The 24,397-nt window shown below is 65.0% G+C and carries 20 protein-coding genes; all 20 read left to right on the top strand.

Annotated features, from left to right (window positions below):
* The first annotated feature begins 43 nt into the window (after positions 1-43).
* Positions 44-1,042, top strand: a complete 999-nt coding sequence (gene rsmH, locus ASF98_RS08325) for a 16S rRNA (cytosine(1402)-N(4))-methyltransferase RsmH (RefSeq protein ID WP_055800129.1) — start codon at positions 44-46, stop codon at positions 1,040-1,042.
* Positions 1,039-1,722: a hypothetical protein gene (locus ASF98_RS08320; RefSeq protein ID WP_055800127.1), complete on the top strand. Its 684-nt coding sequence runs from the start codon at positions 1,039-1,041 to the stop codon at positions 1,720-1,722. The genes rsmH and ASF98_RS08320 overlap by 4 nt, the downstream gene beginning before the upstream one ends.
* A 39-nt stretch (positions 1,723-1,761) precedes the next feature.
* A complete protein-coding gene (locus tag ASF98_RS08315; protein ID WP_055800124.1) occupies positions 1,762-3,564 on the top strand; it encodes a peptidoglycan D,D-transpeptidase FtsI family protein in 1,803 nt (600 codons plus the stop codon).
* A gap of 77 nt (positions 3,565-3,641) precedes the next feature.
* On the top strand, positions 3,642-5,294 hold the full coding sequence (locus ASF98_RS08310; protein ID WP_055800120.1) for a UDP-N-acetylmuramoyl-L-alanyl-D-glutamate--2,6-diaminopimelate ligase: 1,653 nt from the start codon (positions 3,642-3,644) through the stop codon (positions 5,292-5,294).
* Positions 5,295-5,300: 6 nt separating this feature from the next.
* On the top strand, positions 5,301-6,776 hold the full coding sequence (locus ASF98_RS08305) for a UDP-N-acetylmuramoyl-tripeptide--D-alanyl-D-alanine ligase (RefSeq protein WP_055800116.1): 1,476 nt from the start codon (positions 5,301-5,303) through the stop codon (positions 6,774-6,776).
* The gene (gene mraY, locus ASF98_RS08300; RefSeq protein ID WP_055800114.1) at positions 6,773-7,882 is read left to right on the top strand and encodes a phospho-N-acetylmuramoyl-pentapeptide-transferase; all 1,110 of its coding nucleotides are present in this window, start codon (positions 6,773-6,775) and stop codon (positions 7,880-7,882) included. The genes ASF98_RS08305 and mraY overlap by 4 nt, the downstream gene beginning before the upstream one ends.
* Complete coding sequence (murD, locus tag ASF98_RS08295) at positions 7,864-9,465, top strand: UDP-N-acetylmuramoyl-L-alanine--D-glutamate ligase (RefSeq protein WP_055800111.1); 1,602 nt, start codon at positions 7,864-7,866, stop codon at positions 9,463-9,465. Before mraY ends, murD begins: the two co-directional genes overlap by 19 nt.
* Positions 9,466-9,467: 2 nt before the next feature.
* Positions 9,468-10,850: a putative lipid II flippase FtsW gene (ftsW, locus tag ASF98_RS08290; protein ID WP_055800108.1), complete on the top strand. Its 1,383-nt coding sequence runs from the start codon at positions 9,468-9,470 to the stop codon at positions 10,848-10,850.
* Between the two features lie 6 nt (positions 10,851-10,856).
* Positions 10,857-11,957 carry an undecaprenyldiphospho-muramoylpentapeptide beta-N-acetylglucosaminyltransferase gene (gene murG / locus ASF98_RS08285; protein WP_055800105.1) on the top strand — a complete coding sequence of 367 codons (1,101 nt, stop codon included), beginning with the start codon at positions 10,857-10,859 and terminating at the stop codon, positions 11,955-11,957.
* Positions 11,954-13,357, top strand: a complete 1,404-nt coding sequence (gene murC, locus ASF98_RS08280; protein ID WP_055800102.1) for a UDP-N-acetylmuramate--L-alanine ligase — start codon at positions 11,954-11,956, stop codon at positions 13,355-13,357. The genes murG and murC overlap by 4 nt, the downstream gene beginning before the upstream one ends.
* Positions 13,350-14,219 carry an FtsQ-type POTRA domain-containing protein gene (locus tag ASF98_RS08275; protein ID WP_055800099.1) on the top strand — a complete coding sequence of 290 codons (870 nt, stop codon included), beginning with the start codon at positions 13,350-13,352 and terminating at the stop codon, positions 14,217-14,219. The genes murC and ASF98_RS08275 overlap by 8 nt, the downstream gene beginning before the upstream one ends.
* A 274-nt stretch (positions 14,220-14,493) precedes the next feature.
* Positions 14,494-15,717, top strand: coding sequence for a cell division protein FtsZ (ftsZ, locus tag ASF98_RS08270; protein WP_055800096.1), 1,224 nt, complete (start codon positions 14,494-14,496; stop codon positions 15,715-15,717).
* Positions 15,718-15,779: 62 nt separating this feature from the next.
* On the top strand, positions 15,780-16,487 hold the full coding sequence (locus ASF98_RS08265) for a polyphenol oxidase family protein (RefSeq protein ID WP_055800093.1): 708 nt from the start codon (positions 15,780-15,782) through the stop codon (positions 16,485-16,487).
* Entirely contained in the window at positions 16,480-17,226 is a 747-nt protein-coding gene (locus ASF98_RS08260; RefSeq protein ID WP_055800090.1) for a YggS family pyridoxal phosphate-dependent enzyme, read from the top strand. The genes ASF98_RS08265 and ASF98_RS08260 overlap by 8 nt, the downstream gene beginning before the upstream one ends.
* 88 nt (positions 17,227-17,314) lie before the next feature.
* Positions 17,315-17,851 (top strand): cell division protein SepF, encoded by a 537-nt coding sequence (locus ASF98_RS08255; protein ID WP_055800087.1) that lies wholly within the window; start codon positions 17,315-17,317, stop codon positions 17,849-17,851.
* A 117-nt stretch (positions 17,852-17,968) separates the two neighbouring features.
* A complete protein-coding gene (locus tag ASF98_RS08250) occupies positions 17,969-18,256 on the top strand; it encodes a YggT family protein (protein ID WP_028271742.1) in 288 nt (95 codons plus the stop codon).
* Positions 18,257-18,430: 174 nt separating this feature from the next.
* On the top strand, positions 18,431-19,132 hold the full coding sequence (locus ASF98_RS08245) for a DivIVA domain-containing protein (RefSeq protein ID WP_055800084.1): 702 nt from the start codon (positions 18,431-18,433) through the stop codon (positions 19,130-19,132).
* A 133-nt stretch (positions 19,133-19,265) separates the two neighbouring features.
* The gene (gene lspA, locus ASF98_RS08240; RefSeq protein WP_055800081.1) at positions 19,266-19,832 is read left to right on the top strand and encodes a signal peptidase II; all 567 of its coding nucleotides are present in this window, start codon (positions 19,266-19,268) and stop codon (positions 19,830-19,832) included.
* Positions 19,825-20,751 carry an RluA family pseudouridine synthase gene (locus ASF98_RS08235; RefSeq protein ID WP_055800078.1) on the top strand — a complete coding sequence of 309 codons (927 nt, stop codon included), beginning with the start codon at positions 19,825-19,827 and terminating at the stop codon, positions 20,749-20,751. The genes lspA and ASF98_RS08235 overlap by 8 nt, the downstream gene beginning before the upstream one ends.
* A gap of 36 nt (positions 20,752-20,787) precedes the next feature.
* Positions 20,788-24,345: a DNA polymerase III subunit alpha gene (gene dnaE, locus ASF98_RS08230; RefSeq protein WP_055800075.1), complete on the top strand. Its 3,558-nt coding sequence runs from the start codon at positions 20,788-20,790 to the stop codon at positions 24,343-24,345.
* Positions 24,346-24,397 lie beyond the last annotated feature (52 nt).

Raw genomic sequence — 24,397 nt, 5'->3', positions numbered from 1 at the left:
AGCCAGGCCCACAAGGCAAACAGCGGCACGAAAGGACGAAGGTATGAGCGATCCCAACCAGCCAAAACCCACGTCCGAACGCCATGTACCGGTCCTCAAGGACCGGTGCATCAATTTGTTGGCCCCTGGCATCGAGGCGGCCCGCCACCGGGGCGAGACGCCGGTGGTCATCGACGCAACCCTGGGAATGGGCGGTCACTCCGAAGCCCTGCTCCAGCGGTTTCCGGACCTTCACCTCATCGGAATCGACCGCGACGAAGAAGCCCTGGCCCTGGCCGGGGAGCGTCTTAAGCCCTTCGAAAACCGCACCGATCTGGTCCATGCCGTCTACGACGAAATCCCGGACGTCCTCCGGGACCTTGGCATCGAGGAAGTCCACGGCGTCCTGATGGACCTGGGCGTATCCTCCCTCCAGCTGGATGAGCGCGATCGCGGTTTTGCCTATTCTTTTGACGCGCCCCTGGATATGCGCATGGACACGAGCCGGGGCCAGACGGCCGCGGACGTCGTGAACAACTACAGCGAAGAGGACCTGGTCCGGATCATCCGCAAATGGGGTGAGGAAAAGTTCGCCGGCCGGATCGCCAACCGCATCGTGGCCGCGCGTGCAGCCAAGCCGTTCGCCACCACAGGGGAACTGGTTGACACCATCCGTGCGGTGGTTCCGGCAGGGGCAGCGAAGACCGGCGGCCACCCGGCCAAACGGACCTTCCAGGCACTGCGGATCGAAGTCAATGAGGAACTCGACGTCCTGGAACGTGCGGTGCCTGCCGCTGTGGACGCCCTCGCGATGGGGGGCCGCGTTGTAGTCATGTCCTACCACTCGCTGGAGGACAAAATCGTCAAGAAAGTCTTCCAGACCGGATCCAAGTCCTCCGCGCCGCTGGGCTTCCCGGTGGAACTGGAAGAACACAAGCCCGAACTCAAAACCCTGACTAAGGGCACCGAAGTGCCCACCGCCGATGAAATCGCCGAGAACCCACGCGCAGCGTCCGCGCGGTTGCGCGCAGTTGAACGAATCAGAGCCAGGAGGGCCGCATGAGCACCGCCGCTGCCAAGAACTTCCCAGTCGTGTCCGGCACGGCGGCCCGAGCCCTCACGGGACTTAAGCTCTCCGGCGGATCCGAGCGGAAGCTGCGGACCCCGCTGTCCGTGGTCCGCTCGACCCCGCGCAAGCGCAGGGCCCCTTTTGTGGTGCTGTGCTTCGCACTGCTGGCTGTCGCGCTCATGGCGGTCCTGGTGCTGAACATCTCCGTTTCCACAGCGCAGTACCAGCTGGTGCAACTCAGGAGCGACCAAACCACGCTGACGAAGCAGAACCAGGACCTGACACAGCAGGTCCAGAATTTCGATGCTCCCCAGAACCTGGCTGCCAAGGCCACGGAACTGGGAATGGTGGCTTCCACAGGCAAGGGGCAGATCGACCTTTCCACTCTTACCGTCAGCGGCACCCCTAAACCAGCAGTTAAGGGTGACAAGCCCGGTTCCATCCTTGCAGCGCCGGCAGTCGCCGGGCAGCTGACGGTGGTTCCGCCAGCCACCACCAAGGAGCCGCTGGCCGTCCGCAAGCCGGCGGACGCCGCAGCTCCGGCTGCGGCACCGGCCGCAGCCGCAGCCGCTGCCCAGGCTGCCGCGAAGCCGCCCGCCGCCGCGAAGCCCGCGGCTGATCTCCACGGAGGATCCGTTCCGGCACCAAAGCAGAAGACGCCGGGCAGTAACTGACAGGACTGAACACCAGTAAGCAAGCAGCAAGGACTCACCGTGGCGCAGAGCACCGGCAAGAAAACAATCGCAAAAGTGCCGAACGCCACCAGGAGGCTCCGCCTCGGCTTGGGCATGATGCTTGCGTTGCTGTTGGTGGTCGGCGGCAAACTGTTCATGGTCCAGGGACTGGACATCGGCGGAATGGCTGAGGCCGCCTTGAACAACCGCCTCACCCCGATCGAGCTCCCCGCCGAACGCGGCAGCATCCTGGACGCGAACGGAACCGTCCTCGCCAACAGCGTCATCCGCTACAACGTGGTGGTGGACCAGCGCGTCAACACGAAGACGGAGTCCTTCAAGCGCCTGGACACAGTCGGCGACAAGGAAGAGCTCGTTACCGTTTCCAGGGACAAGGGCATCGAGGAGCTGGCCGCCGTGCTGGGGCAGGACCCAGCGGACGTCAAAGAGGCCCTGACGGGGGAGAAGCCCTATTACATCGTGGCGAAGGATCTCAAGCCCGATATGGAGGACCGGATCTCCCAGCTCCAGATCCCGGGAATAGTCACCGTCGGCACTAGCAAGCGCGTTTACCCGAACGGCTCTGTTGCCGGCGGGATCGTAGGATTCCTGCAGGACGGAACAACCGGCCAGGCGGGGCTGGAGCAGACCCAGGACGAAGTCCTCAAGGGGACTCCCGGCAAGCGGCTTTTCGAAATCGGCGCCGATGGCCTGCGCATCCCTGTCGGCGTGGATGAACTGACGCCCGCCGTCGACGGCAAGGACATCCGGCTCACGCTCAATTCCGACCTCCAGTATTTTGCCCAGCAGGCAATCCAGAACCAGTCGGACAAGCTGAGCGCCGAGTGGGGCGTCATCATCGTCCAGGACATCAAGACCGGCAATATCATCGCCATGGCAGACACCAACGCACCGGATCCCAACGACCCCGGCAAGGTGGCCGCCACGGACCGCGGTGTACGGTCGGTGACGGCCGCCTACGAACCGGGCTCCGTAGAGAAGATGATTACGGCCGCCGCCGTCATCGAGGAGGGCAAGTCGAGCCCGCTGGACAAGTTCACCATCCCGTCGTCCTATGTGGTGGACGGTCAGGTCTTCACCGACTCGTTCGATCACGGGACCGAGGAACGGACCTTGGCCGGGATCCTGGGCTGGTCGATGAATACCGGAACGGTGATGGCGGGCCAGCGGCTTACCAAGGAACAGCGCCACGACTGGCTGCAGAAGTTCGGCATCGGCGAAGCCCCCGACATCGGGATTCCTGCCGAAGCGACCGGCATCCTCACTCCTGCTGACCAGTGGGACGGCCGGCAGGAGTACACCGTCCTGTTCGGGCAGGGCGTTTCGCAGTCCACGCTTCAGACCGTGCGGGCCTACCAGTCGATAGCCAACAACGGCGTAATGCTCCAGCCCCGCCTGATCGACAGCTACATCAGCCCGGACGGAACTGAGGAAAAGGTCCCGGCGAAGGAGAGCCGGCAGATCGTGTCCAAGGAAACCGCACAGCAGGTCCGGGACATCCTGGAGAGCGCCGTGACCGAGGGGCAGATCAAGGAAGCAGCAATCGACGGCTACCGCGTCGGCGCTAAAACCGGGACATCCCAGTCGCCGTGTGACGACGGCAAGTCGGGATACTGCGGCTACACCGCTTCCATGGTGGGGATGGCGCCGATGGACGATCCGCGGTTTATTGTTGAAGTTGTCCTGCAGCGCCCCAAAGGCAGCATCTACGGAATCACCAACGGTCCGGTGTTCCGCTCGGTGATGAGCCAGGTGCTGCGGACGTACAACGTTCCGCCCTCAACAGGCGAGCCTGCCAGGCTGCCCCAATACGTCAAGTAGCACGTCCACAACATCGTACGCATCAGGGGATCTTCCCCTACGCCCGGTGTGATCCACTAGCGCCAACGGAGATCCACTTGTCAGAGCACCATGCCCCAGACAGTACCGACGCAACGAGAGGCGCGGTTCCCGGTTCCGGGTTCCGGCCGTCCGCCGTTGCCGCGGTTCCGCTGGGTATCATCGGCGAGTCCGTCGGCGTCGTCGTTCCCGGGGCATCCAGCGCCATTCCGGTCACCGGGATCTCCCTGAACTCCAGGTCCGTGCAGCCGGGTGACCTCTACGTTGCCCTCCCCGGCGCCGCCCGGCACGGGGCGGACTTCGTATCGCAGGCCGTCACGGCGGGCGCTGTTGCGGTTGTCACGGACGACGACGGCGCCAGGCTCCTTGCGCTGTCCGCTGACACTCCCGTGCCGGTCCTCGTGGTTGACAAGCCTCGCAGCGCGGTGGGCGGGCTGGCGGCACTGATCTACCAGAGCCGGCCTGTAGGCGGCGCTGTGCCCGCACTGTTCGGCGTCACCGGCACCAACGGCAAGACCACCACGACCTATTTCATCAACGCCCTGCTGCAGGCCCTGGGCCGCAAGACCGGGCTGATCGGCACCATCGAGATCCTGGCCGGCGGTGAGCCCATTCCCAGCCTGCTGACGACACCGGAGTCCACCGACATCCACGCACTGCTGGCCCTGATGCGGGAGCGTGGCCTGGACGCCGCCTCCATGGAGGTTTCCTCGCACGCCGTGTCGTTCCACCGCGTGGACGGTGTGCAGTTCGACGTCGCCGGGTTCACCAACCTGACCCAGGACCATCTGGACCTGCACGGCACCATGGACGAATATTTCCAGACCAAAGCGGAGCTCTTTACGCGCCCCCGCGCCAAGCAGGCGGTAGTCACCGTGGACGACGATTGGGGCCGCCGCCTTGCTGCCGGTGCCGGTATTCCGGTCACCACCCTGGCAACAGCCCAGGGCATCGATCCCGCAGCATCCGGTGCTGACTGGGCTGTCACGGCCACCGCGCCCCGGGGCCTGGGAACGCAGTTCCGGCTACGGCACCGTGACGGCACGGAACTCCACGTTCACACGGGGCTTCCGGGCAGCTTCAATGTTTCCAACGCCGCCCTCGCAACCGTCATGGTACTGGCTAGCGGAGTCGACCCTGAGACGCTGCAGTCAGCCCTCGACTCGGCCGATCCGTTCACCGTGGCCGTCCCCGGGCGCATGCAGCTCGTCTGCACCGCCCCGGCCGCCGTCGTCGACTTTGCCCACAACCCGGACGCCCTGCAGCGGGCCCTGGAAGCAGTGCGCTCACCCGAACCCGGCTCGAAGGTGATTGTGGTCTTCGGAGCCACAGGGCAGCGCGACCAAGGCAAACGGCCGGCCATGGGTGCCATCGCCGCCCGGCTGGCGGATGTGGTGATCATTACCGACGACGACCCCCATGACGAGGACGCCGCGGCCATCCGCGCGGACGTCCTGGCGGGCGCGCACGAGGCCAAGGAAACCGACCGCCTTGGCTGCACCATCCTGGAGTCGTTTCCGCGCGACGCGGCAATCAGGCAGGCTGTGGAGATGGCGCAGGCGAAGGACACGATCCTGGTGGCCGGCCGCGGCCATGAAGTGTGGCAGGAAGTCAAAGGCGTCAATCTGGCGCTCGACGACAGGGTGGAGCTCCGCGAGGCCTTGACAGCCCGCGGATTCACCGTTCTGAATGACGAGCGGATAGAGTCCTAGACCGAGATGATTGCATTTACTGCGGCGGAAATTGCCGAAATTACAGACGGCCGCCTTGCCGCCGATCCGACCATCACGCCCACGACAGTGGTCACGGACTCCCGGGAAGCCACGGAGGGGTCCCTCTACGTGGCGAAGCCCGGGGAGACTGCTGACGGCCACGACTTCATCGGCGCGGCCTTCGCGCGCGGCGCTGTCCTTGCCCTGGTGGAACGGGACGCTGCCGATCACTCCGGCAGTCCCCACCCCTCCATTGTGGTGGAAGACGCGGTCCTCGCCATGGGCGCTCTGGCCGCCGAATCCGTGCGCCGGATCCGGGCCCGACGCGAGGCCGAGGGTTCGGAGTTCACGGTTATCGGCATCACCGGTTCGGCCGGGAAAACCACCACCAAGGACCTCCTTGCCGGAATCCTTTCCGCGGAAGGCAATACTGTCTCGCCCCAAGGCTCCTACAACGGCGAAGTGGGAGTTCCGCTGACGGTATTCAAAGCCGGCTTCGGAACCCGTTACCTCGTGATCGAAATGGGCGCCACCGGGGTGGGACACATCCGCTACCTCGCAGACATGGTCCAGCCCGAGATCGGGGTGGTCCTGGGCATCGGTACCGCCCATGCAGGGGAGTTCGGCGGCGTGGACAACATCGCCGTTGCCAAGGGCGAACTCGTAGAAGCCCTCCCTGACAGCGGGACGGCCGTGCTCAACCTCGATGACGGCCGCGTCGCAGCCATGACAAGCAGGACCAAAGCGAACGTCCTGGGGTTCTCCGCGCAGGCCGCAGATGACGTCCCGGCCGCCGGACTGCGCGCCGTCCACGTCGAGACGAATGCGGCAGGCAATCCCGAGTTCGAGCTTCTCTTCCCCGGCGACGCCGCGGGGCACCAGGTCCGCAGCCGGCTGATCGGGGCGCACCATGTGACCAACCTCCTGGCGGCAGCCGGCGCGGCCTATGCCGCCGGCATCCCGGCGGAACGGATCACGGCATCCCTCAGCGCACAGACCGCCGCCAGCCGCTGGCGGATGGAACGCACCGAGCGGCCTGACGGCGTAACCATCATCAACGATGCCTACAACGCCAACCCTGAATCGATGCGGGCCGCGCTGCGGACGCTGGCGGACCTGGGCCGCGGACGCCGCACCTGGGCCGTCCTGGGCGCCATGCTGGAACTGGGCGACGAGTCCATTCGGGAGCACATGGCAGTGGGCACGCAGGTGGTGCGGCTCAACATTTCCCGCCTGGTGGTAGTTGGCCGCGAGGCGCGTTCGCTCTATGTCTCCGCCGTGAACGAAGGCTCATGGGGGGACGAATGCGTCTTCGCTGAGTCCGTCGACGAAGCCTACGATCTGCTCCAACGGGAACTGGAACCCGGCGATCTGGTCCTCTTCAAGTCTTCCAACAGCGTGGGACTGAGGCATTTGGGGGATCGGATAGCATTACCCCCACAAGTCCGAGCAACCGCCAATGAAGGGAGCGAGTCGCTGTGATTGCACTGCTGATCGGCGCTGGCCTGGCCCTGCTGTTTGCATTGGTGGGAACCCCGCTGTTCATCCGTCTGCTGGTACGGAAGAGCTACGGCCAGTTCATCCGCGACGACGGACCTACCTCCCATCACACGAAACGCGGCACGCCCACCATGGGCGGTACCGTCGTGGTCTTCGCGGTCCTGCTGAGCTACGCGCTGACCCACCTCATCATGTGGATGCTGAATCCGCGGTCAGCCGGACCGTCGGCCTCTGCGCTCCTGCTGCTGTTCCTGATGGTGGGAATGGGTCTCGTAGGCTTCCTGGACGACTTCATCAAGATTTCCAAGCAGCGCAGCCTTGGCCTGGACGCAAAAGCCAAACTGGTGCTGCAGGGCGCCGTCGGCATCATTTTCGCGGTCCTGGCCTTGAATTTTCCCAATGCGGACGGCGTAACTCCGGCATCCACGCAGATCTCCCTGGTGCGGGACATCCCCTGGCTGAACCTTGCCTTCGGCGGCACCGTCCTGGGCGCCATCCTGTTTGTTCTGTGGTCCAACCTGATCGTCACGGCGGCCACCAATGGCGTGAACCTCACGGACGGTCTGGACGGACTGGCTGCCGGGGCATCGGTCATGGTGTTCGGCGCGTACACGCTGATGGGAATCTGGCAGAGCAACCAGGCCTGCGGCTCGCCGCGGCAGGCCGGCGGCGGCTGCTATTCGGTCCGGGACCCGCTGGACCTGGCACTCCTTGCAGCAATCCTCAGCGCTGCCCTGGTTGGCTTCCTGTGGTGGAACACGTCTCCGGCGAAGATCTTCATGGGCGACACCGGCTCGCTGGCCATTGGCGGCGCCGTTGCCGGTTTCGCCATCCTGTCCCGGACCGAACTGCTGCTCGCCTTCATCGGCGGACTCTTCGTCCTGATCACCCTTTCGGTGATCATCCAGGTGGGCTACTTCAAGATCACCAAGGGCAAGCGCTTCTTCAAAATGGCCCCGCTCCAGCACCACTTTGAACTCAAGGGCTGGGCGGAAGTCACCGTGGTGGTTCGGTTCTGGATCCTCGGCGGCCTCTTCGTCGCCGCAGGCCTTGGTATCTTCTACGCAGAATGGGTGGTCCTGCTGTGAGCAGTCCTATACCTTCGCCGCTGGCAACGTCCCCCCGGCTCGAGAACCTCGTGAGCTGGGACTCCGACTGGTCCGGCCTCCGGGTGGTCGTGACGGGCATCGGCGTATCCGGATTCGCTGCCGCCGACACCCTGATCGAACTCGGTGCCCGCGTGGTGGTAGTGGACGCGGCCACGAGCCCGAAGGCCCGCGCCCAGGCGGACACCCTGAAAATCGTCGGCGCCGTGGATGTCCTCCTCGGCGAGGATGCCGTGCACACCATGCCGAAGATCGACGGCCAGAAGCCGGACCTGATCGTGACCTCACCGGGATGGCGGCCGGACCAGGCCCTCCTCGCGTTGGCTGCCCGGACCCACATCCCGGTCTGGGGCGATGTGGAACTCGCCTGGCGGGTGCGTGAGCGGAAGGGCCGCAAGACCGCGGACTGGCTGACCATCACCGGAACGAACGGGAAGACCACAACCGTGGGCCTGACCGAATCCATGCTGCAGGCCGCCGGGCTCAAGGCCATCGCCGTCGGGAACGTCGGCACGCCCATCCTGGACGCCCTGCGGGATCCGGTGGAGTACGACGTCCTTGCGGTCGAATTGTCGAGTTTCCAGCTGCACTGGAGCCACTCCGTCTCTCCGGTGGCAAGTGTCTGCCTCAACGTCGCCGAGGACCACGTGGACTGGCACGGATCCTACGCTTCGTACCTGGCCGACAAGGCCAAGGTCTACGAGCAGACCCAAAAGGCCTGCATCTACAACGCCGAACAGATCGAAACCGAACGGATGGTGGAGGGCGCGGACGTCGTGGAAGGCTGCCGCGCCGTCGGATTCACCACGCTGACGCCGGCCATCAGCATGCTCGGCGTGGTCGAGGGCCTCCTGGTGGACCGCGCTTTCATCGCCGAGCGCAAGGACAGCGCCGCCGAGCTTGCCGCCATGGCGGACCTCGGTCCGGTGGCACCGCGCCACATGGTGGCCAACGCCCTGGCAGCGGCAGCGCTGGTCCGGGCGTACGGTGTGGAACCACAGGCCGTGCGGCAGGGACTGAAGAACTACATTCCGGGAGAGCACCGGATCCAGCTCGTTGCCCGCCACAACGACGTGCTGTGGATCAACGACTCGAAAGCAACCAACCCGCACGCAGCGGCGGCGTCCCTGTCCGCGTTCAGCAACGTCATCTGGATTGCCGGCGGCCTCTCCAAGGGTGTGAGCTACGACGAGCTGGTCAAGGAACAGGCGGGCCGCCTGAAGGCCGTCGTCCTGATCGGAGCTGACACTGCCCCGCTCTCGGACGCCCTCAAGCGACACGCACCGGATGTCCCCGTGATCGGGCGCAGCAAGGGCGACACTGAAAATGTGCAGTCTGCCGAAACGGACGACGCCGGCACGGTGCCCTCGCCGATCTACGGGGAAACTGTAATGGCCCAGGCCGTAGCCGCGGCAGCGCAGCTGGCCTCTCCGGGGGACACTGTGCTGATGGCCCCGGCGGCTGCTTCCATGGATCAGTTCTCTTCCTACGCTCACCGTGGCGATGCCTTCATCGAAGCTGTCCGCGGGCTCGTGGAAGGGCAGGCTCAGACCGGCGAGGAGTAACAATGGTCAGCACGCCCACCCGTGCCCCGGCTGCCAAGCAGCGGGGTGCCACCCGGCTTCCCCCGGCCCCGCGGACAGGCAAGGCCGCCGGGACCCGGCCGCCGTCACCCCAGGCTCCGGCCCGCGGGACTGCACGGGCAGGCCATGTGCCTCCGCTGGCCAGGCTCCGCGGCTGGTACCGAAGCTTCTGGGCGAAGCTGGAAGGAACCGGAAAGTCACGCAACGGTTCCACCTACTACCTCATCCTGGGTTCCACCCTCGCGCTTACGGCCATCGGCATCATGATGGTTCTGTCCGCGTCCAGCGTCGAGGCCATTGCCGCGGGGGAGTCGCCGTACACGGCAGCACTCAAACAGGGCATGTTCGCCGCCATCGGGGTGTTCCTGATGTTTGTGCTCTCGCGGGTTAATGTCGTCTGGCTTAAGCGCCTCGCCTGGCCTGGGATCGCCGGCGCCTATGTGCTCCTCGTCCTGGTCTTGCTCATCGGTACCAGCACCAACGGCAACCAGAACTGGATTGAATTCGGCGGCATTACCTTCCAGCCGTCAGAAGCGGCCAAACTGGCCCTCGCACTCTGGATGGCCACGGTGCTGGCCGTCAAAGCCAAACTGCTCCACCGCTGGCAGCATGTGGTGGTCCCGGTCCTTCCCATTGCCGCCGGCATCATCGGCCTCGTCCTGGCCGGAAATGACCTCGGCACCGGCATGATCATCATGATGATCATGGCCGCCGCCCTGTTCTTCGCCGGGGTCCCGCTCTACATGTTCGGCATAGCAGCTTTGATTGCCGTGGCGGGTGCCGGGTTCATGGCTGTGACAAGCTCAAACCGGATGTGCCGGATTACCTCGTGGTGGACCGGAAACTCCTGTGGCGAAGGCATCGACGCCAACTACCAGTCAACCAACGGCCTGTACGGACTGGCCTCCGGGGGCTGGCTCGGGGTCGGCCTGGGGCAAAGCCGGCAGAAGTACAGCTGGATCCCGGAAGCCCATAACGACTTCATCTTCGCGATCATCGGCGAGGAACTCGGCCTGGTAGGCACCGTCGTCGTACTCATCCTCTTTGCCATCCTCGGTGCCGCGATCTACCGCGTCGTGGTGGCGCAGGAGGACCTCTTCCACCGTGTGCTGGCCGGGACCATCATGGTGTGGCTCCTGGGCCAGGCCACCGTCAACATGTCCGTGGTCACCGGGCTCGTCCCTGTCATCGGAGTGCCGCTGCCGTTCATTTCCTATGGCGGTTCGGCGCTGCTGATGTCACTGTGCGCCGTCGGCGTAGTGTTGTCGTTGGCCCGGGAACAGATGGCGCCCAGCGTCCAGCCCAAGCGGCTCCTCAAGTTCCGCACCAAGGGCGGGCGACCACACACCTCACGAAAGCGTAAATAGCACTTAATGAATGCCGAGTCTTTGTCAGTAGTCCTTGCCGGCGGCGGAACAGCGGGACACATCAGTCCGCTGCTGGCCATAGCGGCCGCGTTGCGTGACGTGCGTCCGGACGTGCAACTCCTGGCCGTGGGAACGCCCAGCGGGATGGAGACCAGGCTGGTCCCGGCAGCCGGCCTTGAGCTGGCCACCATCGACCGCGTGCCCTTTCCCCGCAGGCCATCGCTCGACCTGCTGCGGCTCCCCGGACGGCTGGCGGGCGCGGTCAAACAGGCCGGAAGAATCCTCGACGACGCCCAGGCGGACGTTCTGGTCGGTGTTGGCGGCTACGTCTGTACACCGCTCTACCTCGCCGCCCGGCGCCGCCGGATCCCCGTCGTCATCCATGAAGCCAACACGCGGGCCGGCCTGGCCAACAAAGTGGGCGCCCGGTTCAGCCATCATGTCGGCGTAGCCTTCGCCGGCACGAAACTCCGCGGGGCGCGCCACGTCGGCATGCCGATGCGCAAGGAAGTATCCGGGCTCGACCGTGCCGGCGCCCGGCAGGCGGCACGTGAACTGCTGGGGCTGGACCAGGACAAACCCGCGCTCATTGTCACCGGCGGCTCATCCGGTGCGCAGAGCATCAACCGGACGATCGCAGCGTCCGTGGAAGCACTGGCCAAGGCCGGCATCCAGACCCTCCACATCACCGGAAAGGGCAAGGTGGTCCTTGACGGCGAAGGAAAGCCCCTCGCCGCTGACGGCTACCGGCAAGTGGAGTATGTCGACGGCATGGAGAACATCTACGCGGCCGCCGACCTGCTGGTGGGGCGCGCAGGGGCCGCCACCGTCTGCGAAACCGCGGCCGTGGGTGTTCCGGCCGTGTTCGTCCCGCTCCCGATCGGCAACGGCGAGCAGGCCCTCAACGCCGCCGGGCCGGTAGCGGCAGGAGGGGCGCTGGTCATTGATGACGAATCGTTCACGCCCGCATGGGTCAGCAGTGAAATCATCCCGCTGCTGTCAGATCCCGCCCGCCTGGCGAAGATGGCAGCCAGCGCCGAAGCACTCGGTATCCGAAACGCAGATCAGCGCATGGCTGGTCTTGTCCTGGAAGCGGTAAGCAAATGACCACGCCCACAGCAGCTACGGGCACGCAGAGCCTTGAATCCCTGGGCCGCGTGCACTTCATCGGCGTGGGCGGCGTGGGCATGTCCGCCGTGGCCCGGATCATGGTGGCCCGGGGCGTCCCCGTGACCGGTTCCGACGCCAAGGACCTGCCCGTCATGGCGGACCTCGCCGCTGCAGGCGCAGGCATCCATGTGGGCTATGCCGCGGGCAACCTTGGTGCTGCCCAGTCCGTGGTGGCGGGCTCCGCCATCCGCCCGGACAATCCGGAACTCCTGGCCGCGCGTGACGCCGGGCTGCCCGTGCTTCACCGGTCCGAGGCGCTGGCGGCGACCATGGCCGGTGACCGTGTGGTCACGGTAGCCGGAACCCACGGGAAGTCAACCACGACGTCGATGATCACAGTGCTGCTGCAGGGCGCCGGCCTGGACCCCACGTTTGCAATAGGCGCCAACGTCCCGGCGCTGGGGGTCAACGCGGCCAGCGGCACGTCGGACATCTTCGTTGCCGAGGCCGACGAATCCGACGGATCGTTCCTCAACTACCGTCCGCACATTGCCGTTGTCACCAACGTCGAACCCGACCACCTCGACTACTACGGCACCGCCGAGGCCGTCTACGAGTCGTTTGACCGTTTCACCGAACTGCTCCCGGCCGACGGCGTCCTGGTGGCCTGTGCCGATGATCCCGGCGCCCGCGCGCTGGCGGAGCGGACAACGGCACGGGGCAACACCAGGGTGGTCACCTACGGCACTGCCGAAGATTCGCAGCTGAGGCTGCACGACGGCGGACCGGGCGACGTGTGGGTTTCCACCCCCGCGGGAAAGTTTGCGCTGGAGCTCCAGGTTCCCGGCCGCCACAACGCGCTCAATGCTGCCGCGGCATTCGCCGTGGCACTGGAACTGGGTGTCGCCCCCGGGCCGGCCTCCGGCGCCCTGGCCCATTTCTCCGGAGCATCACGGCGCTTCGAATTCAAAGGCGAAGGGCGGGGCGTCCGGGTCTACGATGACTACGCCCACCACCCCACGGAAGTCCGGGCGGCGCTTGCTGCGGCACGATCCGTCGCAGGGAACCACAAGGTGCATGTCCTTTTCCAGCCGCACCTGTTTTCCCGCACACGCGAGTTTGCTGCCGAGTTTGCCGAAGCGCTCAATGCTGCCGACACCGCTCTGGTGCTGGACATCTACCCGGCCCGCGAGGATCCGATTCCCGGGGTCAGCAGCCAGCTGATCGGTGACCGCCTCTCCGGGGGCGGCCGGCTGGTCGCTGCCGACGATGCAGTCCGCGCCGTCGTCGCCAACGCGGCGCCCGGGGATATTGTGCTCACGGCCGGCGCCGGCGACGTTACCGCCTACGGCCCGCTGATCGTTGAGGCACTAGTGGCGGAGGCACCGGGTGCCTAGTACGCGCCGGCCCACGTACAAGACGGGGGCACCCGCCGGCAGGGGAAAGGCCGAACCGGCAAGCGGCCGCTCAGACGTGATTTCCGCGTCCAGGCCCGCGCCCGCTGCCGACGTCGCATCTGCTCCCCAACGCGCCACGGACAATGTGCTGTCCTTCCCGGAACCCAAAGGCAAGCGGATCCGGCGGAACATCATCCTGGCTGTGTGCATCGTAGCTGCCCTGGTGGCCGGCCTGCTGGCAGCCGCCGTCTACTCGCCGGTGTTCGCCGTGCAGACCGTGTCCGTGGACGGAACCAAGATGCTCACGCCGCAGCAGGTCCAGGACGCGCTCAAGCCGCTGCACGGCAAGCCGCTGCCGCAGGTCCACGACGACGAGGTGAAGCAGCTCCTGCAACCCCTCGTGCAGGTCAAGGACGTGACCACCGAAGCGCGGCCGCCGTCGGTACTGGTGGTACACATCCAGGAACGCACCCCGGTCGCCCTGGTGAAGCAGGGGGAGGTGTTCCAGCTCGTTGATGTTGACGGCGTGCAGCTCGGCACCACCCAGGAGCCGGGCAGCATCCTGTTGCCGGTGATCGACGGCGGGGCAGGGGTGATCGGCAAGGATCTTTTCAAGGCCATCACCGCGGTGCTGGCCGCGCTGCCTGCCGACGTCCTCGCCCGGCTGTCCGATGCGTCGGCGAAATCCGTTGACGCCGTCGAACTCAAACTTGTTGACGGACAGACCATTGTCTGGGGCAACGCGGGGGAGAAGGAGCTTAAGGCCAAGGTGCTCGAAGCCTTGCTCAAGGCGCCGGCCAACCCCAAGAATCCTGTCCAGGTCTACGATGTCAGCGTGCCGCGGCATCCCGTGACACGATAGTGGACGATCTCCCGGTGCAAGCAGCGGGACAGGCATTCACATGCGCTCTGGGGCCGGCAGGCCGGCGACCGTCATCCGCGGCGATTTCCGCTCTATTTAGCGGGTATTCCAACGACACGCGGATCAGGTCATTGAATGTCTCAGGCATAGGAAATAGCGTCACAGCATGAGTTACTTGACATAACTATAACCTTCAAGTCGAAGGTTAAGGTTTGAACTTTCAAGCACGACTCCATCAGTTTTCGCAATAGGACACGAACAAGGGACACGTAACGTGGCAGCTCCGCAGAATTACTTGGCCGTCATCAAGGTCGTCGGCATCGGCGGCGGTGGCGTGAACGCAGTCAACCGCATGATCGAAGTCGGTCTCCGCGGTGTCGAATTCATCGCAATCAACACCGATGCCCAGGCTCTGCTCATGAGCGATGCCGACGTCAAACTTGACGTCGGCCGCGAGCTGACGCGTGGTCTCGGAGCCGGTGCAAACCCGGAGGTCGGCAAGCAGGCGGCCGAGGATCACGCCGACGAGATCGAAGAGGTCATCCGCGGCGCGGACATGGTCTTCGTGACCGCCGGTGAAGGTGGCGGCACCGGTACCGGCGGCGCTCCTGTCGTGGCCCGCATTGCCCGTTCGCTCGGTGCGCTCACCATCGGCGTGGTCACCCGCCCGTTCACCTTCGAAGGCCGCCGTCGCGCAGGTTCCGCCGAGGCGGGCATCGACGCCCTCCGCGACGAAGTCGACACCCTGATCGTGATCCCCAACGACCGGCTCCTGTCCATCAGCGACCGCAATGTCTCGGTCCTGGATGCCTTCCGCTCCGCCGATCAGGTCCTGTTGTCCGGTGTCCAGGGCATCACCGACCTGATCACCACTCCGGGCCTGATCAACCTCGACTTCGCAGACGTCAAGTCCGTAATGCAGGGCGCGGGTTCCGCGCTGATGGGCATCGGTTCGGCACGCGGCGAGGACCGCGCGGTCAAGGCCGCGGAACTCGCCATCGCGTCGCCCCTCCTGGAAGCTTCGATCGACGGCGCCCACGGCGTCCTGCTGTCCATCCAGGGCGGCTCGGACCTCGGCCTGTTCGAAATCAACGAGGCCGCCCGCCTGGTCCAGGAAGTGGCCCACCCCGAAGCCAACATCATCTTCGGTGCCGTCATCGACGACGCCCTCGGTGACGAGGCCCGCGTCACGGTCATCGCGGCGGGCTTCGACGACGTCAAAGCCACCTCGCCGTCCATGGACCAGTCGCAGCCGCAGGCCGCCCCGCAGCGCCCGGCTGCGCCGGCCTCCGCTCCTGCCCCCGCGCAGGCGCCGTCGCAGCACGTTCAGCCCGTGCACGCCGGCATCGGAGCGTCGGGTCTCAGCAACTGGGGTCAGCAGCGTCCCTCTGCCGTCCCCGCCGACTCCGGCTTCGACGTCGACCTTCCCTCGGTAGTGGAGCCGGACCTGTCCGGCAGCCGCTCCGACGACCTGGATGTCCCTGACTTCCTGAAGTAGGCACTTCCCGACGTAGGCATTGGCAGGACGTTTTATCAGCTCGTCAGTTAGCGGTGTTTTGATTGTTTTGGTGGCGAACCGAAGTCCGGCCCGGCGTCTGGGTGGCATTCACTGACGCCGGGGCCGGAAACCTCGCCCTCCACGTGGGGGACGATCCGGCCGAAGTCCTTCGCCGGCGTGAACTCCTTGAGGCCGAAGCCGGCCTGGCGGCCGGCGGCTTTCAGTACATGAACCAGGTTCACGGCAACGCCGTGGCCTTCATCGGCGACGGCGATGAGGCGGCCTGCCCTGCCGCCCCGACCGCAGATGCAATGGTGTCCTCCGGGCGTCCGCTGGCGGTGATGGTGGCGGACTGCGTCCCGGTAGTCCTTGCCGGGACAACATCGGGGGGACAGCCGGTCCTGGCTGTTGCCCATGCGGGGCGCCCGGGAGTGGCCAACGGGGTCCTCCCGGCAACCGTGGATCGCATGCGCGCCGAGGGGGCCGAAGACATCCGGGCCTGGATCGGCCCGTCAATCTGCGGATCCTGCTACGAAGTGCCGGAAGGCATGCGGACCGATGTCGCCGCGGCGGTCCCTGCCACATGGACCACAACATCCTGGGGCACCCCCGGCCTGGACCTTCCGGCCGGGGCGCGCAGCCAGCTGGAGGCCCGCGGGGTCGCCGTGGAGTATTCCGGACCCTGCACCCTCGAAAACGAAAATCTGTTCTCCTACCGCGGGAACCCGGCCACGGGCCGGTTCGCCGGGTTGGTGTGGACCAGTGAGTGAACCCCGTGCCGTAACAGCTGCGGACGACCCCCGCCTGCTCCAAATTCAGGACCGCCTGGCCGCGGTCCGGCGGAGGATTGCCGCCGCCACGGAAGCCGCCGGCCGGCAGGACAACCCGCCGGAGCTTATCGTGGTGACTAAATTCCACCCTGCTGACGATGTTCGCAGGCTGGCTGCCTTGGGTGTCACCGACGTCGGAGAGAACAGGGACCAGGAAGCGTCGGAAAAGGCCTCCGCGCTCAGTGACCTCGGACTCCGCTGGCATTTTGTGGGGCAGCTGCAGAGCAATAAGGCAAAGTCCGTTGTGCGGTATGCCCATGCCATCCATTCCGTGGACCGGCCGCAGCTGGCGGCCGCCCTTGCCCGGTCCGTGGCTGCGGAGCAGGAGCGGACCGGCCGGGGTCCGCTCGAGTGCTTCATCCAGGTCAGCCTGGACGAGGACGCCGGCAGCCACCGGGGCGGGGCGAGCCGCTTGGAGGTGCCGGCCCTGGCTGACCAGTTGGCCGGATCGCCGGGCATTGTGCTGGCCGGCCTGATGGCGGTGGCTCCGCTGGGTTCGGATCCGGAGGCGTCGTTCGCCAAACTGGCCGAAATTTCGGCGCAGCTGCTCAGCGACCACCCCTCGGCTTCGGGGATCTCCGCGGGCATGAGCCAGGATCTTGAATCGGCCGTCAGGGCGGGTGCGACACACCTGAGAATAGGCTCGGATATATTGGGTTCGCGTCCTGCGTTGAGGTAGCGTCAAAGTATTGGAAGAGAATGGCGGGGATTCCAATACTGTCAAGTCAACTCAGCGGCCCGCTTACGGACACGATTAGGAGTCGACCATGGCTGGCGCTCTGCGCAAGACAATGATCTATCTTGGGCTCGCCGATGGCGATGAACACTACGAGTCTGAGCACCACACACCGCACAAAGACGAGGACGATTCAATGGAGCATGACCGCGAGGAACGTCGGGCGCCGGCGCCCGTCCGCGAGGTCACCCGGGAAACGCCGACTCCACACGCCGCCGAAGAGGAATATCGCGCACCTGTGACACCTATCAAGCGCGCGGCCTCGAGCCGCGAAGAGACCACCGGACTCCGCCAGATCACCACGATCCACCCGCGGTCCTACAATGACGCCAAGCTGATCGGCGAAAGCTTCCGTGACGGCATCCCTGTCATCATGAACGTCACGGACATGGGTGAAGCCGATGCCAAGCGCCTGGTCGATTTCTCCGCCGGCCTGGTGTTCGGCCTCCGCGGCAGCATCGAACGGGTCACGAACAAAGTGTTCCTGCTCTCGCCGTCGTACATCGAGGTCATCGGCGATGACAAGAAGGTCAGCGAGACCCAGGCCAGCTTCTTCAACCAGAGCTAGCTCCGGACTCGAACGGATGCCAGGCAGGACATCTGTCTGGCATCCGTGCTGAAATAGATAAGAATGGCAACAGGAGACTGCGGGATCCGGAATGAACATGGAGATATGAGTTAACTCATGGGAATTGTTTTCGGACTTATCTATATCGCTTTATTATTCGTATTTGTGGCATTGATCATCCGGCTGGTCTACGACTGGGTGCAGATGTTTGCCCGTGAGTGGCGGCCCCGGGGTGCAGCGCTGGTGGCGGCCCACACTGTCTACTCCGTCACAGATCCGCCCCTGAAGGTGCTGAGGCGCCTCATTCCGCCCTTGCGCCTGGGCGGGATTTCGCTGGATCTCGGATTTTTGCTGTTCTTCATAGCCATCAGCGTGGCTATGGCAATCGTACGGAATCTCGCGTAATTTTCATTACAGCTTGCGGCGCAGTAGCGGGACGGGAAACCGCCATCCACGGCATCGTGTAGAAACTCCGGTTTGACACCTCAGTGTTGAATTAGAGGAACCAGACCATATTTAGGTACCGTAGTTTTGACGGCCGGAAGGCCTACTGACTAACTAGACCAACGAGGTGACCAGATGGCTTTGACGCCAGAAGACGTTGTCAACAAGCGCTTTCAGCCGACCAAGTTCCGCGAAGGCTACGACCAGGACGAAGTTGACGACTTCCTGGACGAAATCGTCGTCGAACTGCGCCGCCTGAACCAAGAGAACGACGAGCTTCGCAAGAAGCTTGCCGAGAGCGGCTCAGGCACGCCCGCCAGCTCCGCAGTAGCGGCGCCGGTGGTGGAGAAGGTCCCCGCGCCGGTCAAGGCTGAAAAGGACGAATCCCGGGCCAAGGCGGAAGCCGAGGCCAAGGCCGCCGCCGAAGCCAAGAAGAAGGCTCCCGAGCCGGCAGCGGCTCTTGCACCGGTTGCAGCTCCGGCTGCCCCTTCCGCGGTCAACCCGACCGCGGAGTCCGCCGCCGGCCTCCTGGCCATGGCGCAGCAGATGCACGACAAGCACGTCGCAGATGGCCAGCAGCAGAAGGACAAGATCATCGCCGAAGCGCAGATCGAAGCCAGCAGCCTGGTCAACGACGCGCAGGAGAAGTCCCGCAAGATCCTCGGCGCCCTTGAACAGCAGCGGTCTGTCCTGGAGCGCAAGGTGGAACAGCTGCGCGGCTTCGAACGCGACTACCGTTCACGCCTGAAGGCTTACATCGAAGGTCAGCTCCGCGACCTGGATGCCCGCGGTTCCGTGGCTGCGCCCGAGGTTGGCGACGGCAGCCCCGCTGTTTAGCAAGTATTCTGAAAGCCGGTGGCTGAGGACTCCTCGGCCGCCGGCTTTTGCCATTAACCGCTACCGGCGCTGCCGGCAGCGGGCACCAGCATCTTCCCTCCAGTCCCGGGACTGGCTCCTGAATGAAAGCTTTATGACTGACGAAACAGCACCTGCCGCAGCGCAGCCAGCAACGACGCAAGCCCGGCCGCGAAAGGCGGTCCTGCTGACGCTCTTCGCCGGCTTCGCTGTTTTCGCCTACGTCTTCGACCAGCTCACCAAGCTGTGGGTCACCTCCACCATGGCGGAGGGGGAGCGCATCCCGGTGCTGCCCCCGCTGCTGCACTGGTATTACATCAGGAACTCCGGGGCCGCGTTTTCCATCGGCGAGAATGTCACCTGGGTTTTCACCATCATCATGGCCGGCGTCTCCATCGCCATTCTTTTCCAGCTGCGGAAACTAGGTTCCGCCTGGTGGTCCCTGGCGCTTGGCCTGCTTCTGGGCGGTGCCCTGGGGAACCTCACGGACCGGCTGTTCCGTGAACCGTCCTTCGCCATGGGCCACGTGGTGGACTTCATCCAGTTGCCCAATTTTGCGATCTTCAATATCGCCGATTCCGCTGTTGTCTCCGCCGTCGTAATCATCTGCCTGCTGACGCTCCGCGGTATTTCACTTGACGGTTCACGGATCCAGAAGCCGGCGGGGCGCACCGATGCCTGAGAAACTCACCGTTCCCGAAGAGCTGGCCGGCACCCGCGTCGATGCGGGCCTCGCCAAGCTGATGGGCATATCCCGGTCCCAGGCAGCCACCCTGATCGCCGAGGGCAACGTCAGCTCCGCAGGCAAGGCCGTGGGCAAGTCCCTGAAGCTGGCCTCCGGCACCGTGCTGGAAGTCGTTGTCCCGGAACGCCGGGACCCCCTGGAAGTCGTGGAGGAAGTTGTGGAAGGCCTGAAGGTATTGCTGGACGATGAGGACTTCGTCGTCATCGACAAGCCGGTGGGTGTGGCCGCCCACCCGTCCCCGGGCTGGGTGGGACCCACTGTGGTGGGGGGACTGGCCGGGCTCGGTTACCGGATTTCGACGTCGGGAGCACCCGAGCGGGCGGGCATCGTGCACCGCCTCGACGTCGGCACGTCGGGGGTCATGGTGGTGGCCAAGTCCGAACGCGCCTATACGGCGCTCAAACGCGCCTTCAAGGAGCGCACCGTGGACAAGGTCTACCACGCAGTGGTCCAGGGTCTGCCGGATCCCCTGGCGGGCACGATCGATGCACCCATCGGCCGCCACCCGGGCCATGACTGGCGCTTTGCCGTCATAGAGGACGGCCGGGAATCCGTGACCCACTACGAGGTCCTGGAGGCCTTCGGCAAGGCTTCACTCGTGGAAGTGCACCTGGAAACCGGCCGCACCCACCAGATCCGGGTCCACTTTTCGGCCCTGCGCCACCCCTGCGCCGGTGACCTGACCTACGGAGCGGATCCGCGGCTTGCCGCAACCCTGGGACTGACCCGGCAGTGGCTTCACGCCCGGCAGCTCGGGTTCGACAGTCCCAGGACCGGAGAGCGCGTGACGGTCACCAGTGAGTACCCGCAGGATCTCGCGTATGCACTCGAAGTTCTAGCCTCCGGGGACGCCTGAGCCGGAATTGTCCCTGCCCGGCACTAGAATGGTCCGGTGACTTCCAGCAACGACTCGTTTGTCCATCTCCACAACCACACCGAGTACTCGATGCTGGACGGCGCCGCCCGGCTCGGTGAGCTCTTCGATGAAACCGAGCGGCTGGGCATGCCCGCGCTGGCCACCACCGACCATGGCTACCTCTTCGGCGCGTTCGATTTCTGGAAGAGGGCCACGGACAAGGGCATCAGGCCCATCATCGGCGTCGAAGCGTATGTGACCCCCGGGACCGCCCGCGGTGACAAGAGCCGCGTCCGCTGGGGCGAGGAAAGCCAGCGCAAGGACGACGTCTCCGGCGGTGGCTCGTACACCCACATGACCCTGCTGAGCTACAACAACGTGGGCATGCGGAACCTGTTCCGTGCCTCGTCGATCGCCTCGCTGGACTCGGTCTTCGGCAAATGGCCCCGGCTGGACCGCGAGCTGCTCAACACCTACTCGGAAGGGCTCATCGCCACCACCGGCTGCCCGTCCGGTGAGGTCCAGACCCGGCTGCGGCTCGGCCAGTATCGCGAAGCGCTGGAGGCTGCTGCAGAGTTCCGCGACATCTTCGGCGCGGAGAACTACTTCTGCGAACTCATGGACCACGGCCTGGATATCGAGCGGCGCGTCACAGGCGACCTTCTGCGCCTGGCCAAGGACCTGAACCTGCCGCTGGTGGCCACCAATGACCTGCACTACACGCACGAGCACGATGCGAAGGCGCACGAGGCCCTGCTGGCCATCCAGTCCGGGTCCACCCTCCTGGAACCGACCTACGACAACGGCGGCTCCCGGTTTGCCTTCTCCGGCAGCGGCTACTACCTGAAGTCACCGCAGGAAATGCGCGAACTCTTCCGCGACCACCCCGACGCGTGTGACAACACGCTGCTGATCGCCGAGCGCTGTGAAGTCTCGTTCAACACCGGCGCCAACTACATGCCACGCTTCCCTTGCCCCGAGGGGGAGGACGAGACGTCCTGGCTGGTCAAGGAAGTCGACAAGGGACTCCAGTACCGCTATCCGAAGGGCATCCCGGACAAGGTCCGCCAGCAGGCCGACTATGAGCTCGAAGTCATCACCTCCATGGGATTCCCGGGCTACTTCCTCGTGGTGGCCGACTTCATCAACTGGGCCAAGAACAACGGCATCCGCGTGGGTCCCGGGCGTGGCTCCGGTGCAGGTTCCATGGTGGCCTACGCCATGCGCATCACCGACCTGGATCCGCTGCACCACGGCCTGATCTTCGAACGCTTCCTCAACCCGGACCGCGTTTCCATGCCTGACTTCGACGTCGACTTCGATGACCGGCGCCGCTCCGAAGTCATCGACTACGTCACGCGCAAATACGGCGACGAACGCGTTGCCATGATCGTCACGTACGGCACCATCAAGACCAAGCAGGCCCTGAAGGATTCCTCGCGTGTCCTGGGCTACCCCTTCAGCATGGGTGAGACGCTGACCAAGGCGCTGCCGCCGGCGGTGATGGCCAAGGACATTCCGCTGGCCGACATTCAGAACAAGGAAGCAAAGCGATACGGCGAAGCCGGTGACTTCCGCCAGCTGATCAGCACCGACCCGGAGGCCGCCAAAGTCTTCGAAACTGCACTGGGTATCGAAGGCCTGAAACGGCAGTGGGGCGTGCACGCCGCCGGTGTCATCATGTCCTCGGACCCCATTATCGACGTGATTCCGATCATGCGCCGCTTCCAGGACGGCCAGGTCATCACGCAGTTCGACTACCCGACGTCCGAAGGCCTCGGCCTCATCAAGATGGACTTCCTCGGCCTGCGGAACCTGACGATCATTTCGGACGCCCTGGAAAACATCAAGATGAACCGCGGCATCGATCTTGACCTCGAAACCCTGGAACTCGACGACACCGCTTCCTACGAGCTGCTGGCCCGGGGTGACACCCTGGGCGTGTTCCAGCTTGACGGCGGCCCCATGCGTTCGCTGCTCAAGCTCATGAAGCCTGACAACTTCGAAGACATCTCCGCGGTGCTGGCCCTGTACCGGCCCGGCCCCATGGGTGCCAACGCCCACACCGACTACGCGCTGCGCAAGAACAAGATCCAGGAAGTCATTCCGATCCATCCGGAGCTGGAAGAACCGCTCTCCGAAATCCTGGGCGGCACCTACGGGCTGATCGTTTACCAGGAGCAGGTCATGGCCGTGGCGCAGAAGCTCGCCGGCTACACGCTGGGCCAGGCCGACATCCTGCGCCGTGCCATGGGCAAGAAGAAGAAGTCCGAACTGGACAAACAGTTCGCCGGCTTCTCGCAGGGCATGCAGGACAACGGATATTCCATGGCCGCCGTCAAGACCCTCTGGGACATCCTGCTTCCGTTCTCCGACTACGCCTTCAACAAGGCGCACTCGGCCGCCTACGGCGTAATCTCCTATTGGACCGCGTACCTCAAGGCGCACTACGCGCCGGAATACATGGCTGCCCTGCTGACCTCGGTGGGCGATGACAAGGACAAATCGGCGATCTACCTGAATGAATGCCGGCGCATGGGCATCACGGTGCTGCCGCCCGATGTCAACGAGTCAGCCCTCAACTTCACCCCTGTGGGCAACGACATCCGCTTCGGGATGGGCGCCATCCGCAACGTCGGCGTGAACGCCGTCGAAGCCATGGTGGCGGCGCGGGAAAAGGAAGGCGCGTACACGTCCTTCAAGGACTACCTCATGAAGGTCCCTGCGGTGGTGTGCAACAAACGCACCATTGAATCGCTGATCAAGGCTGGCGCGTTCGACTCCCTGAACCACCATCGGCGCGCGCTTGCCATGATCCATGAAGAAGCCATCGACTCCGTCATCACCCTCAAGCGCAACGAAGCGATCGGGCAGTTCGACCTCTTCGCGGGTTTCGACGAGGCCGAATCCGAAGCGTCCCTGAGCATCGAAATCCCGGACCTTCCCGAGTGGGAGAAAAAAGACAAGCTCTCCTTCGAACGCGACATGCTGGGCCTCTACGTCTCGGACCACCCGCTGCAGGGCCTCGAAGGGCTGCTGAGCCAGCACGCCGACCAGTCCATCACCTCGGTCATCGCAGAGGACGGCCCGCACGACGGCGCCATCATCACTATTGCGGGCATGATCACCTCGCTGAGCCGGCGGATCGCGAAAGCCAGCGGAAACGCCTATGCCCGCGCGGAAATCGAGGACCTGGGCGGTTCCATGGAGGTCATGTTCTTCGGCCAGGTCTACGGTCCCATTGCGTCCGTTCTGGCTGAAGACCTGATCGTGGTGGTCAAGGGCAGGCTGCAGCGCCGTGACGACGGCGCCGTCGCATTGAACTGCATGGAGCTGTCCGTCCCGGACCTCAGCGAAGGCCTGAACGGGCCCCTGGTGATCACCATGCAGACGCACAAGGCCACCGAGGCCGTGGTGACCGAGCTTGGGGACGTGCTGAGGACCCACCGGGGCAACTCGGAGGTCAGGCTGCACCTGCAGGGAGACACCAGGGTGGAAGTGATGGCGCTTCCCGTGCACCTGAGGGTCAACCCGAGCCCATCACTGTTCGGCGACCTGAAGGTGCTGCTCGGACCCACCTGCCTGGACAGCTAGTTGCCCGGAAATCCGGTGAACCCGGCCCCGGGCGTCGCAGTGATTTCCGGCG

The sequence above is a fragment of the Arthrobacter sp. Leaf337 genome (assembly GCF_001423745.1).
Classification (GTDB): Bacteria; Actinomycetota; Actinomycetes; order Actinomycetales; family Micrococcaceae; genus Arthrobacter.
This window is presented reverse-complemented; position numbering and strand designations above follow the sequence as displayed.

Bases quoted from the DNA above. Each gene is read 5' to 3' on its own strand.
- rsmH (WP_055800129.1), top strand. From the start codon at position 44: ATGAGCGATCCCAACCAGCCAAAACCCACGTCCGAACGCCATGTACCG.
- ASF98_RS08320 (WP_055800127.1), top strand. From the start codon at position 1,039: ATGAGCACCGCCGCTGCCAAGAACTTCCCAGTCGTGTCCGGCACGGCG.
- ASF98_RS08305 (WP_055800116.1), top strand. From the start codon at position 5,301: ATGATTGCATTTACTGCGGCGGAAATTGCCGAAATTACAGACGGCCGC.
- murD (WP_055800111.1), top strand. From the start codon at position 7,864: ATGGGTGGTCCTGCTGTGAGCAGTCCTATACCTTCGCCGCTGGCAACG.
- ftsW (WP_055800108.1), top strand. From the start codon at position 9,468: ATGGTCAGCACGCCCACCCGTGCCCCGGCTGCCAAGCAGCGGGGTGCC.
- murG (WP_055800105.1), top strand. From the start codon at position 10,857: ATGAATGCCGAGTCTTTGTCAGTAGTCCTTGCCGGCGGCGGAACAGCG.
- murC (WP_055800102.1), top strand. From the start codon at position 11,954: ATGACCACGCCCACAGCAGCTACGGGCACGCAGAGCCTTGAATCCCTG.
- ASF98_RS08255 (WP_055800087.1), top strand. From the start codon at position 17,315: ATGGCTGGCGCTCTGCGCAAGACAATGATCTATCTTGGGCTCGCCGAT.
- ASF98_RS08250 (WP_028271742.1), top strand. From the start codon at position 17,969: ATGGGAATTGTTTTCGGACTTATCTATATCGCTTTATTATTCGTATTT.
- ASF98_RS08245 (WP_055800084.1), top strand. From the start codon at position 18,431: ATGGCTTTGACGCCAGAAGACGTTGTCAACAAGCGCTTTCAGCCGACC.
- lspA (WP_055800081.1), top strand. From the start codon at position 19,266: ATGACTGACGAAACAGCACCTGCCGCAGCGCAGCCAGCAACGACGCAA.
- ASF98_RS08235 (WP_055800078.1), top strand. From the start codon at position 19,825: ATGCCTGAGAAACTCACCGTTCCCGAAGAGCTGGCCGGCACCCGCGTC.